The sequence below is a fragment of the Streptomyces sp. NPDC017095 genome (assembly GCF_044332325.1).
GTDB lineage: Bacteria > Actinomycetota > Actinomycetes > Streptomycetales > Streptomycetaceae > Streptomyces.
The window spans coordinates 603248-616891 of sequence record NZ_JBIROU010000003.1 but is presented as its reverse complement, the minus strand read 5'-3'; the positions used below and the strand labels follow the sequence as shown (position 1 = coordinate 616891).

Here is a 13644-nt window from a genome sequence, read left to right as displayed (position 1 = left end):
GTGCCACGGTCATCCGTGCGCCAGGGCCCCGTGAGAGTGATCCTGAACACGCAGCGGATGGTGACGGGGCCGAGGCTCTACGCTCATGCCACGGCTCCTCGCCACCCGTACGGGGACCGACCCACTCGCCGCTAGTCCACAGGAGTCACCACAGTGACCGACGTAACCGGCGCGCCTGCCGATGTCCTGCACACCCTGTTCCACTCCGACCAGGGCGGCCATGAGCAGGTCGTGCTCTGCCAGGACCGCGCCAGCGGCCTCAAGGCCGTGATCGCCGTCCACTCCACCGCCCTGGGCCCCGCCCTCGGCGGCACGCGCTTCTACCCGTACGCGACCGAGGCCGAGGCCGTCGCCGACGCGCTGAACCTCGCGCGCGGGATGTCGTACAAGAACGCCATGGCCGGGCTCGGCCACGGCGGCGGCAAGGCCGTGATCATCGGCGACCCGGAGCGCGACAAGACCGAGGAGCTGCTCCTCGCCTACGGCCGCATGGTCGCCTCCCTCGGCGGCCGCTACGTCACCGCCTGCGACGTCGGCACGTACGTCGCCGACATGGACGTCGTGGCCCGCGAGTGCCGCTGGACCACCGGCCGCTCGCCCGAGAACGGCGGCGCCGGCGACTCCTCGGTGCTCACCGCCTTCGGTGTCTACCAAGGCATGCGCGCCTCGGCCCAGCACCTGTGGGGCGACCCCTCGCTGCGCGGCCGCAGGGTCGGTGTCGCCGGGGTCGGCAAGGTCGGCCACCACCTGGTGCGCCACCTGCTCGACGAGGGCGCCGAGGTCCTGATCACGGACGTGCGCGCGGAGGCCGTCCGGCGCGTCCTGGACGAGCACCCCGCCGGAGTGACGGCCGTCGCCGGCACCGAGGCGCTGATCCGGACCGAGGGACTCGACATCTACGCGCCGTGCGCTCTCGGCGGCGCCCTGAACGACCTGACCGTGCCGGTGCTCACCGCCGGGATCGTCTGCGGTGCGGCCAACAACCAGCTGGCCCACCCGGGTGTGGAGAAGGACCTCGCCGACCGCGGGATCCTCTACGCGCCGGACTACGTGGTGAACGCGGGCGGGGTCATCCAGGTGGCCGACGAGCTGCACGGCTTCGACTTCGACCGGTGCCGGGCGAAGGCCGCGCAGATCTTCGACACCACGCTGGCCATATTCGCACGTGCGAAGAAGGACGGGATTCCGCCGGCCGCCGCGGCCGACCGGATCGCCGAGCAGCGGATGGCCGACGCGCGCGCGGCCCGGGCCGCGGACGCCACCCTTTCGCACACCTGAGCGGTACCCGCCGGCGGGAACTTCGAGAGAACTCTCACTTCCCCCGGCGGGTCGTTCCCCGAGAAGTGGTTAAAATCGCCACTGACCAGCGAGGACAGGGCGCCTCGAAGGTCCTGGGCAGACGCGCGTGCTGCGGGCGACGTACCGTAGGGCCGCGGGCTCAGGTACCGTGGAAGCCCTACGGACCGGCCTCTCCACGGAGAGTCCGATCCGGAACATGAACGCGTGTCAGACTCTGGGGCCGTCGAGCCCCGTCGTTGAGGGGGTCGAGCCATGGGGCGCGGCCGGGCCAAGGCCAAGCAGACGAAGGTCGCCCGCCAGCTGAAGTACAACAGCGGCGGGACGGATCTCTCACGCCTGGCCGAGGAGCTGGGCGCATCGACGTCGAATCAGCCGCCTAACGGCGACCGTTTCACGGACGATGAGCATGACGACGACGACCTGTACTCCCGTTACGCCGACCTCTACGAGGACGACGACGAGGACGAGGGTCCCTCACAGCATCGTCGAGGCGCGTAGGCCTGCGGCGCGCAAGCCGCATCTTCGCCGCACTTTCCCGGTCCGGGGCGTTCAGCACCGGACCGGGTTTCGTGCTGCCTCCGGACACCCGGAGGCCCTGCCTCACGCGTAGTCGCCCACCAGCTCGGCGCCGGTCGTCTTCTCGCCACGCCCGGTGATCTCGCCGGCCACCCAGGCGTCCACTCCCCGGTCGGCCAGGGTCGTGAGGGCCACGTCGGTGGACTCCGCCGGCACGATCGCCATCATGCCCACGCCCATGTTCAGGGTCTTCTCCAGCTCCAGGCGCTCCACCTGCCCGGTCCTGCCGACCAGGTCGAAGATGGCGCCCGGGCTCCAGGTGGAGCGGTCGACCACGGCGTGCAGGCCGTCCGGGATCACCCGGGCCAGGTTGGCGGCGAGCCCGCCGCCGGTGATGTGGCTGAAGGCGTGCACCTCGGCGGTGCGGGTCAGCGCCAGGCAGTCCAGCGAGTAGATCTTCGTGGGCTCCAGCAGCTCCTCGCCGAGGGTGCGGCCCAGCTCCGCGATCTCCGCCTCCAGCGCCAGGCCGGCCGTGTTCAGCAGGACGTGGCGGACCAGGGAGTACCCGTTGGAGTGAAGACCGGAGGACGCCATGGCGATCACGGTGTCACCCGTGCGGATGCGGTCCGCGCCCAGCAGCCGGTCGGCCTCCACGACGCCCGTACCGGCCCCGGCGACGTCGAAGTCGTCCTCGCCCAGCAGACCGGGGTGTTCGGCCGTCTCGCCGCCCACCAGGGCGCAGCCGGCCAGCACACAGCCTTCCGCGATGCCCTTGACGATGGCCGCGACCCGCTCCGGGTGCACCTTGCCGACGCAGATGTAGTCGGTCATGAACAGCGGCTCGGCGCCGCACACCACGATGTCGTCCATCACCATGGCGACCAGGTCGTGGCCGATGGTGTCGTAGACGCCCAGGCGGCGGGCGATGTCGACCTTCGTGCCGACGCCGTCCGTGGCGGAGGCGAGGAGCGGGCGCTCGTAGCGCTTGAGGGCGGAGGCGTCGAAGAGCCCGGCGAAGCCGCCGAGGCCGCCCAGGACCTCGGGGCGCTGGGTCTTCTTCACCCACTCCTTCATCAGCTCGACGGCGCGGTCGCCCGCCTCGATGTCGACGCCCGCCGCTGCGTAGCTGGCACCAGTTGTCTCAGACATGGCTGTGAGAGCTTTCGTGTCGTACTGCGGGGGTGTTACGGGCGGCGGATCGCGTCGGCCGCGGCCGTGGCGGCGGGACCGGCGGCCAGCTCGGTCTCCAGCAGCTGCTTGCCGAGCAGCTCCGGGTCCGGCAGCTCCATCGGGTACTCGCCGTCGAAGCAGGCGCGGCACAGGTTCGGCTTGGCGATCGTGGTCGCCTCGATCATGCCGTCGAGGGAGATGTAGGCGAGGGAGTCGGCGCCGAGGCTGGTGCCGATCTCCTCGATGGTCATGCCGTTGGCGATCAGCTCCGCGCGGGTGGCGAAGTCGATGCCGAAGAAGCAGGGCCACTTCACGGGCGGGGAGGAGATGCGGATGTGCACCTCGGCGGCGCCCGCCTCGCGGAGCATGCGGACCAGGGCCCGCTGGGTGTTGCCGCGCACGATCGAGTCGTCGACGACGACCAGGCGCTTGCCCTTGATGACTTCCTTCAGCGGGTTCAGCTTCAGCCGGATGCCGAGCTGGCGGATGGTCTGCGAGGGCTGGATGAACGTACGGCCCACATAGGCGTTCTTCACCAGGCCGGCGCCGAAGGGGATGCCGGACGCCTCCGCGTAGCCGATGGCGGCCGGGGTGCCGGATTCCGGGGTCGCTATGACCAGATCGGCCTCGGCCGGGGCCTCCTTGGCCAGCCGGCGGCCCATCTCGACCCGGGAGAGGTACACGTTCCGGCCGGCGATGTCGGTGTCCGGGCGGGCCAGGTACACGTACTCGAAGACACAGCCCTTGGGCTTCGCTTCCGCGAATCGGGAGCTGCGCAGGCCGTTCTCGTCGATGGCGACGAACTCGCCCGGCTCGATCTCCCGCACATAGCTGGCGCCGGTGATGTCCAGGGCGGCGCTCTCGGAGGCGACCACCCAGCCGCGCTCCAGGCGGCCGAGGACCAGCGGGCGGATGCCCTGCGGGTCACGGGCGGCATAGAGGGTGTGCTCGTCCATGAAGACGAGCGAGAAGGCGCCCCGCACCTGCGGCAGGACCGCGTGGGCGGCCGCCTCGACGGTCAGCGGCTTGCCGTCCTCGTCGACCTGGGCGGCCAGCAGGGCCGTCAGCAGGTCGGTGTCGTTGGTGGCCGCGACCCGGGTGGAGCGGCTGTTGTTGTCGTTGGGCAGGGCGGCGACCATCTCGGCGAGCTGCGCCGTGTTGACCAGGTTGCCGTTGTGGCCGAGCGCGATCGAACCGTGCCCGGTGGCACGGAACGTCGGCTGGGCGTTTTCCCACACGGAGGCGCCGGTGGTCGAGTAGCGGGCGTGTCCGACCGCGATATGACCCTGGAGCGAACCGAGCGAGGTTTCGTCGAAGACCTGGGAGACCAGGCCCATGTCCTTGAAGACGAGGATCTGGGAGCCGTTGCTGACCGCGATTCCCGCGGATTCCTGACCCCGGTGCTGGAGGGCGTAGAGCCCGAAGTACGTGAGCTTTGCGACCTCTTCACCCGGAGCCCAGACGCCGAAGACGCCGCAAGCGTCCTGGGGGCCCTTTTCGCCGGGAAGCAGATCGTGATTGAGTCGACCGTCACCACGTGGCACGCCACCGAGTGTAGGCGAGGTCGACCACTGGTCCGAATTGGGGAGGGGCCGCCGCCTGTGGACGTGCCCGTGGGACCCTCTTGGTGGTTTCTACGTCTTCGCAGGTCAGACCGCATAACATGGCGGACCGGCCGGTTCCGGGGCGGGCCGCGCGAGGCCCTGGGTAAAGGTTTCCCGGGCTCTTCGAGTGAGGTGTCGCACATCAGCCGGGAGTGCCACGGGTGAGGTGCACGCGGTCACCGTGACCGCTGGTGAGCGTGAGGCCGCCGGGGCCGGCGGCGCCGGTGAGCGTCTGGCCGTCGAGCACCCGGGCGAGGGCCCGTTCGAAGTCCATCCGGGCCCGGTCGCAGGCCATCCGGGTGGTGCGCAGCGCGCCGAAGGTGATCCGGTCGCCGTGCACGGTGGCGTGGGCGCTGAACCGGTTGCAGCCGAGGTTGCCGGCCGCGGTGCCGTCGGTGCCGATGCGCAGGCGGGGCGCGGCGCCGGGGGGCGCGCTGTGGCGGGCGCCGCCGGCGGTGACGCTGTCGACCCGCCATTCGACGCCGGTCACCGGTTCGGACGCGGCCATCGCACCACTGTCCGCCTTTTCGGCACCGCAGGCCACCAGAAGCGGGAACGCGGCCAGGAGCAGACGCTTCTTGTACCGTTTCATGCCGGTTCGACGCGCCCGGGCGGCCCCCGGTTCCGCCGCCTTGCGGACGGCGGTCACGGCACGCGGGGCAGCGGCGTGGCGTACGGCCGCCCGCCCCGCGCCGCGGTCACGCCAGCAACGGCAGCAGGCCGCCCAGGTCCGCCCGCTCCCCGCTCGCGCTGACCTGCGCGCCGGCCACCGCGTCCGCCCAGGCCAGCCGGCCGGTGGCGAGCCGGATCCAGGTCAGCGGGTCGGTCTCCACGACGTTCGGCGGGGTGCCGCGGGTGTGCCGGGGCCCTTCCACGCACTGCACGACGGCGTACGGCGGCACCCGCACCTCGGTAGAGCCGCCGGGCGCCTTCACGGCGAGGGCGTCGGCGAGCAGCCGGGTGGCGGCGGCCAGCGCCTGCCGGTCCTGGGGCACGTCGAGGCCCGGGACGGCGGCGTTCAGGTCGTCGGTGTGGACGACGAGTTCGACGGTCCGGGTGACCAGGTAGTCGTCGAGCGGCAGGGCGCCCGCGCTGGTCTCCAGCAGCCGGCCGCCGGGCTGCCCGTCGAGCAGGGCGCGCAGGCCCTGCTCGGCGTCGGCGAGGTAGGCGTCGAGGTCCGGATGGTCCGCGGCCAGTTTCCGGGTGGCGTCGGCGATGGCGGCGGAGTTGCCGGCGGGTGCGAAGGCCCACTCGGCCACCTGGACGTCCTGTCTCGGCGGCGCCGGCCGGTCCGCGGCCCGCTGCACGGCGGTGACGGCCATGCCGATGTGCGCGGCCAGGTCCCGTACGGTCCAGTCGCCGAGCCGGGTGGGCAGGGCGAGCCGCCCGGCGTCGAGCCCGCGGACGGCCTCCCGTACGTGGCCGAGCTGGGCGAGGACCGCGGCCCGGGTCCTGGCGGGGTCGTAGCTGCGCGCGCGTTTCCTGACCGGTGGCATGGCGCCGAGCCTATGCGGGCGCGACCCCGCCCGACGAGTCAATACAGGGGCGCCGGCCGTGACTTCGCCCGGTTCCCCGCGGGCCGTCCGCAGACGCGGAAGGCCCGCCCGGGGCACCGGGCGGGCCCGCCGCGTCCGTGACACCGCCGGAGCGGCCGGCCGGGTGCGCTGTCCCGGCCGGCCGGTGACGCGGCGGGTCCCGGCTAGGCCAGCAGCGCCGGGATCGTGCTCTCGTGTGCCTCGCGCAGCTCGGCCAGGGTCAGCGTGAACTCGCCCTGGACCTCCACCGCGTCGCCGTCCACGACACCGATACGGGTGGCCGGCAGGCCGCGCGCACCGCACATGTCGTTGAACCGCACCTCCTCCGAGCGCGGCACGGCGACGACGGCGCGCCCGGCCGACTCGGAGAACAGGAAGGTGAAGGCGTCCAGCCCGTCCGGTACGACCAGCCGCGCGCCCTTGCCGCCGAGCAGCGCGGACTCGACCACGGCCTGGACCAGACCGCCGTCGGACAGGTCGTGCGCGGAGTCGATCATGCCGTCGCGGGAGGCGGAGATCAGGATCTCGGCGAGCAGCCGCTCCCGCTCCAGGTCCACCGCCGGCGGCAGGCCGCCGAGGTGGTCGTGGATCACCTGGGACCAGGCCGAGCCGCCGAACTCCTCCCGGGTGTCGCCGAGGAGGTAGAGCAGCTGGCCCTCCTCCTGGAAGGCGACCGGGGTGCGGCGGGCGACGTCGTCGATCACGCCGAGCACGGCCACCACCGGGGTGGGGTGGATGGCGGCCTCGCCGGTCTGGTTGTACAGCGAGACGTTGCCGCCGGTCACCGGGGTGCCGAGCTGGAGGCAGCCGTCCGCCAGGCCGCGCACGGCCTCCGCGAACTGCCACATCACGGCCGGGTCCTCGGGCGAGCCGAAGTTCAGGCAGTCGGAGACGGCCAGCGGCCTGGCGCCGGTGGTGGCCACGTTCCGGTACGCCTCGGCGAGGGCGAGCTGGGCGCCCGTGTACGGGTCCAGCTTCGCGTACCGGCCGTTGCCGTCCGTCGCGATGGCGACGCCGAGCCCGGTCTCCTCGTCCACGCGGATCATGCCGGAGTCCTCCGGCTGGGCGAGGACGGTGTTGCCCTGCACGAAGTGGTCGTACTGGGAGGTGATCCACTGCTTCGACGCCTGGTTCGGCGAGCCGACCAGCTTCAGGACCTGGGCCTTCAGCTCCTCGGCCGTCTCCGGGCGGGGCAGCTTGTTCGCGTCGTCGGCCTGGAGGGCGTCCTGCCAGTCGGGACGGGCGTACGGACGCTCGTAGACCGGGCCGTCGTGCGCGACCGTGCGCGGGTCGACGTCCACGATCTTCTCGCCGTGCCAGAAGATCTCCAGCCGGTCGCCGTCGGTCACCTCGCCGATGACGGTGGCGATGACGTCCCACTTCTCGCAGATCTCCAGGAAGCGGCCGACCTTGTCCGGCTCCACGACCGCGCACATGCGCTCCTGCGACTCGCTCATGAGGATCTCCTCGGGCGAGAGCGTGGAGTCGCGCAGCGGGACGTCGTCCAGGGTGACGCGCATGCCGCCGGAGCCGTTGGACGCCAGCTCGCTCGTCGCGCAGGACAGACCGGCCGCGCCGAGGTCCTGGATGCCGACGACCAGCTTCTCCCGGAAGGCCTCCAGGGTGCACTCGATGAGCAGCTTCTCCTGGAAGGGGTCGCCGACCTGGACGGCGGGGCGCTTGGAGGGCTTGGCGTCGTCGAAGGTCTCGGAGGCCAGGATGGAGGCGCCGCCGATGCCGTCGCCGCCGGTCCGGGCGCCGTAGAGGATGACCTTGTTGCCCGCGCCGGACGCCTTCGCCAGGTGGATGTCCTCGTGCCGCATCACACCGATGGCGCCGGCGTTGACCAGCGGGTTGCCCTGGTAGCAGGCGTCGAAGACGACCTCGCCGCCGATGTTGGGCAGGCCCAGGCAGTTGCCGTAGCCGCCGATGCCCGCGACCACGCCCGGCAGGACGCGCTTGGTGTCGGGGTGGTCGGCGGCGCCGAAGCGCAGCGGGTCCACGACCGCGACCGGGCGGGCGCCCATCGCGATGATGTCGCGGACGATGCCGCCGACACCGGTGGCCGCGCCCTGGTAGGGCTCGACGTACGACGGGTGGTTGTGCGACTCGACCTTGAAGGTGACCGCGTAGCCCTGGCCGACGTCCACCACGCCGGCGTTCTCGCCGATGCCGACGAGCAGCGCGTCCGACTGCGGCGCCTTCTCGCCGAACTGGCGCAGGTGGACCTTGGAGGACTTGTACGAACAGTGCTCGGACCACATGACCGAGTACATGGCGAGTTCGGCGCCGGTCGGGCGGCGGCCGAGGATCTCCACCACCCGCTCGTACTCGTCCTTCTTCAGACCGAGTTCGGCCCAGGGCAGCTCGACGTCGGGGGTCGCGGCCGCGTGCCCGACCGTGTCCAGAGGCGTCCGGCTCATGCGCCCACCAGCTTCTTGAGGATCGACGTGAAGAACGGGAGCCCGTCGGTCCGGCCGGAACCGATCAGCGGCTCGACGGCGTGCTCGGGGTGCGGCATGAGGCCGACGACGTTCCCGGCCTCGTTGGTGACGCCGGCGATGTCGTTGAGCGAGCCGTTCGGGTTGAAGTCGAGGTACCGGAAGGCGACCCGGCCCTCGGCCTCCAGCTTGTCCAGCGTGTAGGGGTCGGCGACGTACCGGCCGTCCATGTTCTTCAGCGGGACGTGGATCTCCTGGCCGGCGCGGTAGTCGCTGGTCCAGGAGGTCTCCGCGTTCTCCACCCGCAGCTTCTGGTCGCGGCAGATGAAGTGGAGGTGGTCGTTGCCCAGCATGGCGCCCGGCAGGAGGTGGGCCTCGGTGAGGATCTGGAAGCCGTTGCAGATGCCGAGGACCGGCAGCCCGGCCTTCGCCTGCTCGATCACGGAGTCCATCACCGGCGAGAAGCGGGCGATGGCGCCGGCCCGCAGGTAGTCGCCGTAGGAGAAGCCGCCGCACAGGACGACGGCGTCGACCTGCTTGAGGTCCTTGTCCTTGTGCCAGAGGGCCACCGGTTCGGCCCCGGCGATACGCACCGCACGCCGGGTGTCCCGGTCGTCCAGGCTGCCCGGGAAAGTGACGACGCCAATACGAGCGGTCACTTGGCCGCCTCCGCGACTTCGTCGACCCGGACGGTGAAGTCCTCGATCACGGTGTTGGCGAGGAAGGATTCCGCAAGATCGCGGATCCGGGCGAGCGCGGCCTCGTCGACCGGCCCCTCCACTTCCAGTTCGAAACGCTTTCCCTGACGTACGTCCGAGATCCCTTCGAATCCCAGGCGGGGCAGCGCACGCTGGACCGCCTGGCCCTGGGGGTCGAGGATCTCCGGCTTGAGCATGACGTCGACTACGACGCGTGCCACTGGCACTCCCGGTGTGTGGTGCTGAGCAGGTCCCTTCAGACTACCCGTACAAAATTTCTACGCGGGTAGAGTTGGAGGAAAGTACGTGAGGCGCATCACGATCGGGTGTCGGAGCCGCGCACCCGAGAAAAGTTCTGGGAAAGTTCCACAGTCCGCCCCGCCGCACCTATTGCACCCGGACACGCGGACGGATTTAGTCGGGCTTCACTTTGCATTGCCGGGCACTGTACAAATGAATTGGCAATAGCCGATACTCGGCATGTCGTCGGCGTTGAGCTGTAACGACGTGCCGCACGAAGGGACCGATTATTCGTGGCGCAAAAGGTCGTGGTCACTCTCTTTGACGACATCGACGGCTCGGAAGCGGCGGAGACGATCGCCTTCGGACTCGACGGCAAGTCGTACGAGATCGACCTGAACGAAACCAACGCCGAGAAACTGCGCAAGACGCTCGCGCCGTACGTCGAGGCCGGCCGCAAGCGGTCGCGGTCCGGCAAGGCGTACAAGCAGACGGAGGTCGCCCCCGACCCGGCGGCCGTCCGCGCCTGGGCGCAGGCCAACAAGATGGACGTCCCGGCCCGGGGACGCATCCCGAAGAAGGTCTACGAGGCGTTCAGCGCCGCGCAGTGAGCCCGCGAAGGGGCGAGCCCTCAGGGCCCGTCAGGGCGCCCTGAGGGCCGTGCACTTGGGCTGGACGGGGGCGCGGGGGGAGCCGACTTGCGCTACCCCCCTGCTGATCAGCTAATGTCTGGAGCACGCCGAGGGGCGAGGCCGAAAGGCCGGATCCCGAGGACGATGCGGGTGTAGTTCAGTAGTAGAACATCCCCCTTCCAGGGGGAAGGCGCAGTGTGCGATTCCTGTCACCCGCTCTGGCACCGCCGGCCCGACCACGGTTGTGGATCAGGTAGGCTGGTGCTCGCACCGATCGGTGGGAGCCGGTCGGGGGCAGTGCGGACGTAGCTCAGTTGGTAGAGCGCAACCTTGCCAAGGTTGAGGTCGCGAGTTCGAACCTCGTCGTCCGCTCCACGAAGAAGACCCCGGTCCACTGGACCGGGGTCTTCTCGCATTCCGCCTCCCGGGTTCCGGTCCCGGGTTTCCGGAGTGAAGACCGTCACATCTCCCCGTGCCGCACCGCCTGCCGCCGGCTGCCGGGCGCTCCCGGGCGAGGGCGGTCCGGAGAGGGGGAACGGACGTGCGCGGCCGGTGTGCGCGCCGTCCGCCGGTTCACCGCCGCGACCGTCGGCGCACCGGGATCATCCGTACCGTGCGCCGCGCGAACCGTTGTGCCGGGCCCGAGTTGGCCGCAGGCGCGGTCGTTGCCGGGCACGCGCAGCCGACCGCGTGGGCGGCGGACCCGCCGAGCGCCCGCCGCCTACGGCGCACCGGCCGCGGAGATCGCCGGCGGGCCGCGCTGTCGCCGGGGACCGCGCGCGGCCGTCCCTCCCCGGCCGGGTGCCGGGAACCGTCGGGCGGCAGTGTGTCCCGCACCCGGGCGAGGTTGGGTATAGTTGCTGTCGCGCCACGGCGCAGTGCGGACGTAGCTCAGTTGGTAGAGCGCAACCTTGCCAAGGTTGAGGTCGCGAGTTCGAGCCTCGTCGTCCGCTCCACGAAGAAGACCCCGGTCCACTGGACCGGGGTCTTCTCGCGTTCCGTCAGCTCCAGCGGCTGCCCGTCAGCCGCTCGTACGCCTCCACGTACTTCTGCCGGGTCGCCACCACGACCTGCTCCGGCAGCGGCGGCGGAGGCTGCTCGCTCCTCCGGTCCCAGCCGGACTCCGGCGAGGTCAGCCAGTCCCGCACGAACTGCTTGTCGTACGACGGCTGCGCGCGGCCCGGCTGCCACTGGTCGGCCGGCCAGAAGCGGGAGGAGTCCGGGGTGAGGACCTCGTCGGCGAGGACGAGCGTGTCGCCGTCGAAGCCGAACTCGAACTTGGTGTCCGCCAGGATGATCCCGCGGTCGCGGGCGATGTCCCGGGCCCGCGCGTACACCGCCAGCGTGGCCTGGCGCAGGTGGGCGGCGGTCTCCGCGCCGACCTGGCGGGCCACCTCCTCGTAGGAGACGTTCTCGTCGTGCTCGCCGACCTCGGCCTTGGTGGCCGGGGTGAAGATCGGGGCGGGCAGTTCCGAGCCGTCGACGAGGCCCTCGGGGAGGGCGAGGCCGCAGACCGTACGGGACTGCCGGTACTCGACGAGGCCGGAACCGGTGAGGTAGCCGCGGGCCACGCACTCCACCGGGACCATCTCCAGCGACTTGCAGACCAGCGTGCGGCCCGCCCAGTCGGCCGGGGCGCCCTCGGGCACCTCGGTGCCGATGACGTGGTTCGTGGCGATGTCGCGCAACTGGTCGAACCACCACAGGGACAGCTGGGTGAGGACGCGGCCCTTGTCGGGGATCTCCGTGGGCAGTACCCAGTCGTAGGCGGACAAGCGGTCGCTGGCGACCATCACGAGGTCGCCCGCCTCGTTCCGGTACAGGTCGCGCACCTTTCCGGTGTGCAGGTGCACCAGGCCCGGAACCTCGATCGGTTCGGGCTTTTCGACGAATCCGGACACGGTTCCTCCCCGTGGTTCTGTACAAGTGCCTCGATTCTCCCGTATGGGGCCGGCCGGCGGCCGGTCGGGGTCCGGAGGGGACGGGCGGGCGGGGATCAGTCGCGTTTGCAGATGCGGTCGAGCAGATTGGCGGTGGCGCGCTGGACGCGCGGATCGACGTGGCCGGGCCGGTCCAGGGCCGGGGACCAGGCGAAGGTGCCGGAGGCGAACACCCAGGCCCCGGACGGCGCGCGGTAGAGCGAGGTCTCCTGGTGGCGCAGGACGCCGTCGCTGTCGGTGTACGGCGAGTGGGCGAGCAGGATGCGCTCGTCGTGCTCGGGCAGCGCGGTGCGCGGGAAGTACCGGTCCGCCTCGCCGGCGACCAGCCCGGCGATCTCGTCGCCCTCGTGCGCGCCGGTCGCCTCCCACAGCCAGTGGCCGCCGTTGCGGACGATCAGCGGCTGCGGCTCGGGCACCCGGCCCGCGTACTGGATGCCGATCAGCTGCTGTTCGGGCCGGTCGACCTCCCGCCACAGCACCGGGCGGCCCGGGCCCTTGCGCTTCCGGCAGGACAGCAGCCGGTCCGGCACCCCGGACGGGGACGGGCCCAGCTCCACCTGCCAGTACATGGTGTTGGCGGAGAGGAAGACCAGCGAGGTGCCCCGGTCGCGGGCGTCCTCGACGGCCCGGCGCATCGGCGCCGACCAGTACTCGTCGTGGCCCGGGAAGACCAGGCCGCGGTAGCGGGTCGGGTCGATCCGGCCGGCGTGCAGGTCGCGGGCGTCGGCGTAGGCGAGGTCGTAGCCGTAGCGCTCGGCCCAGCGGATGAAGTCGTAGGCGTGGCCGACGTGCAGCGGCAGGCCCGCGCCCGCGTACGGCCGGTCGAAGGAGACCGTGGTGGCCGCGTCGGACTCGCCGAGGAGCCGGCCCCTCTCGTCCCAGGCGTGGTAGAGGCTGGCACCGGTGTGGCCGTCCTCCGGATACAGGTTGTACGCCTGCCAGGTGACGTCGGGCAGCAGCAGGAGCAGGTCGGCCGGGTGGTCGTCGCGCACCGTGAACGGCACGTGGGAGCGGTAGCCGTCGGCGGTGGTCAGGACGGCGACATAGGCGCCGATGGTCCAGTACGAGGGCACCTGGAGGCGCCAGGACAGCCACCAGTGGTGGCAGGAGACCGTGCGGTCGGCGGTCAGCGGCGGGGGCTGGACGATGCCGGAGAGCCGGGGGCTGGTGGTGACCTTGGAGGCGCCGTCGCCGCCGTAGTGGCCGATGCGGTAGATGTCGACGCCGAACTCCTGCGGCGGGTCCACCGTGATGTGGAAGTCGATCGCCTCGCCGGGCGCGACCGCGCCGCTGGAGGTGAACCCCTTGATCTGGCGGCGCACGTCGTCGGACGAGCGCAGGCCGGCCAGGGTCACGCGCGGCACCGGGACCCGTCCGCGGGCGCCTCCGCCGAGCTGCTCCGGGCTGGGGTCGACGTACCAGGGAAGCACCTGGCCGGTGTCGTCGTAGTACATCTCGCTGCCGCGCAGCCAGGGCACCGGGCCCTGGCCGAACGGATCGGTGACAGCGTGCGCGAGCGCTCCGGACTCCCAGCGGCGAATGTGGTCCGAGGCCATGGTCGCTCCCCTC

12 protein-coding genes and 3 tRNA genes are annotated in these 13644 nt (G+C 71.5%); 6 read left to right on the top strand and 9 right to left on the bottom strand.

What is annotated here, in order from left to right:
* Nucleotides 1-153 precede the first annotated feature (153 nt).
* Together ACH4OA_RS08965 and ACH4OA_RS08960 are read left to right on the top strand one after the other, a co-directional pair.
* On the top strand, nucleotides 154-1278 hold the full coding sequence (locus ACH4OA_RS08965) for a Leu/Phe/Val dehydrogenase (protein ID WP_397968322.1): 1125 nt from the start codon (nucleotides 154-156) through the stop codon (nucleotides 1276-1278).
* 273 nt (nucleotides 1279-1551) lie between these two features.
* Nucleotides 1552-1797, top strand: a complete 246-nt coding sequence (locus tag ACH4OA_RS08960) for a DUF3073 domain-containing protein (protein WP_365876890.1) — start codon at nucleotides 1552-1554, stop codon at nucleotides 1795-1797.
* A gap of 102 nt (nucleotides 1798-1899) precedes the next feature.
* Here the strand turns inward: ACH4OA_RS08960 and purM are convergent, their stop codons facing one another.
* From purM to purS, 7 genes are all read right to left on the bottom strand, one after another.
* The gene (purM, locus tag ACH4OA_RS08955; protein WP_397936726.1) at nucleotides 1900-2964 is read right to left on the bottom strand and encodes a phosphoribosylformylglycinamidine cyclo-ligase; all 1065 of its coding nucleotides are present in this window, start codon (nucleotides 2962-2964) and stop codon (nucleotides 1900-1902) included.
* A 35-nt stretch (nucleotides 2965-2999) separates the two neighbouring features.
* The gene (gene purF / locus ACH4OA_RS08950; RefSeq protein ID WP_365876886.1) at nucleotides 3000-4529 is read right to left on the bottom strand and encodes an amidophosphoribosyltransferase; all 1530 of its coding nucleotides are present in this window, start codon (nucleotides 4527-4529) and stop codon (nucleotides 3000-3002) included.
* 202 nt (nucleotides 4530-4731) lie between these two features.
* On the bottom strand, nucleotides 4732-5181 hold the full coding sequence (locus tag ACH4OA_RS08945) for an META domain-containing protein (RefSeq protein WP_397968320.1): 450 nt from the start codon (nucleotides 5179-5181) through the stop codon (nucleotides 4732-4734).
* 106 nt (nucleotides 5182-5287) lie between these two features.
* Nucleotides 5288-6085 carry a sterol carrier family protein gene (locus tag ACH4OA_RS08940; protein ID WP_397945841.1) on the bottom strand — a complete coding sequence of 266 codons (798 nt, stop codon included), beginning with the start codon at nucleotides 6083-6085 and terminating at the stop codon, nucleotides 5288-5290.
* Between the two features lie 203 nt (nucleotides 6086-6288).
* Nucleotides 6289-8547 (bottom strand): phosphoribosylformylglycinamidine synthase subunit PurL, encoded by a 2259-nt coding sequence (purL, locus tag ACH4OA_RS08935; protein WP_365876880.1) that lies wholly within the window; start codon nucleotides 8545-8547, stop codon nucleotides 6289-6291.
* A complete protein-coding gene (purQ, locus tag ACH4OA_RS08930) occupies nucleotides 8544-9224 on the bottom strand; it encodes a phosphoribosylformylglycinamidine synthase subunit PurQ (protein WP_365876878.1) in 681 nt (226 codons plus the stop codon). The genes purL and purQ overlap by 4 nt, the downstream gene beginning before the upstream one ends.
* Complete coding sequence (gene purS / locus ACH4OA_RS08925) at nucleotides 9221-9484, bottom strand: phosphoribosylformylglycinamidine synthase subunit PurS (RefSeq protein ID WP_365876876.1); 264 nt, start codon at nucleotides 9482-9484, stop codon at nucleotides 9221-9223. Before purS ends, purQ begins: the two co-directional genes overlap by 4 nt.
* A 312-nt stretch (nucleotides 9485-9796) precedes the next feature.
* Between purS and ACH4OA_RS08920 the strand changes: the two genes are divergently transcribed.
* From ACH4OA_RS08920 to ACH4OA_RS08905, 4 genes are all read left to right on the top strand, one after another.
* Entirely contained in the window at nucleotides 9797-10114 is a 318-nt protein-coding gene (locus ACH4OA_RS08920) for an Lsr2 family protein (RefSeq protein ID WP_365876874.1), read from the top strand.
* 167 nt (nucleotides 10115-10281) lie between these two features.
* Nucleotides 10282-10353, top strand: a tRNA-Gly gene (locus tag ACH4OA_RS08915).
* Nucleotides 10354-10434: 81 nt separating this feature from the next.
* Nucleotides 10435-10510: transfer RNA gene (locus tag ACH4OA_RS08910), tRNA-Gly, on the top strand.
* 505 nt (nucleotides 10511-11015) lie between these two features.
* Nucleotides 11016-11091: transfer RNA gene (locus ACH4OA_RS08905), tRNA-Gly, on the top strand.
* Nucleotides 11092-11136: 45 nt separating this feature from the next.
* Here ACH4OA_RS08905 and ACH4OA_RS08900 read toward each other — a convergent pair.
* Together ACH4OA_RS08900 and ACH4OA_RS08895 are read right to left on the bottom strand one after the other, a co-directional pair.
* Entirely contained in the window at nucleotides 11137-12036 is a 900-nt protein-coding gene (locus ACH4OA_RS08900) for a phosphoribosylaminoimidazolesuccinocarboxamide synthase (protein ID WP_397968318.1), read from the bottom strand.
* A 95-nt stretch (nucleotides 12037-12131) separates the two neighbouring features.
* The gene (locus tag ACH4OA_RS08895; protein ID WP_365876870.1) at nucleotides 12132-13631 is read right to left on the bottom strand and encodes a N,N-dimethylformamidase beta subunit family domain-containing protein; all 1500 of its coding nucleotides are present in this window, start codon (nucleotides 13629-13631) and stop codon (nucleotides 12132-12134) included.
* Between the last annotated feature and the right edge of the window lie 13 nt (nucleotides 13632-13644).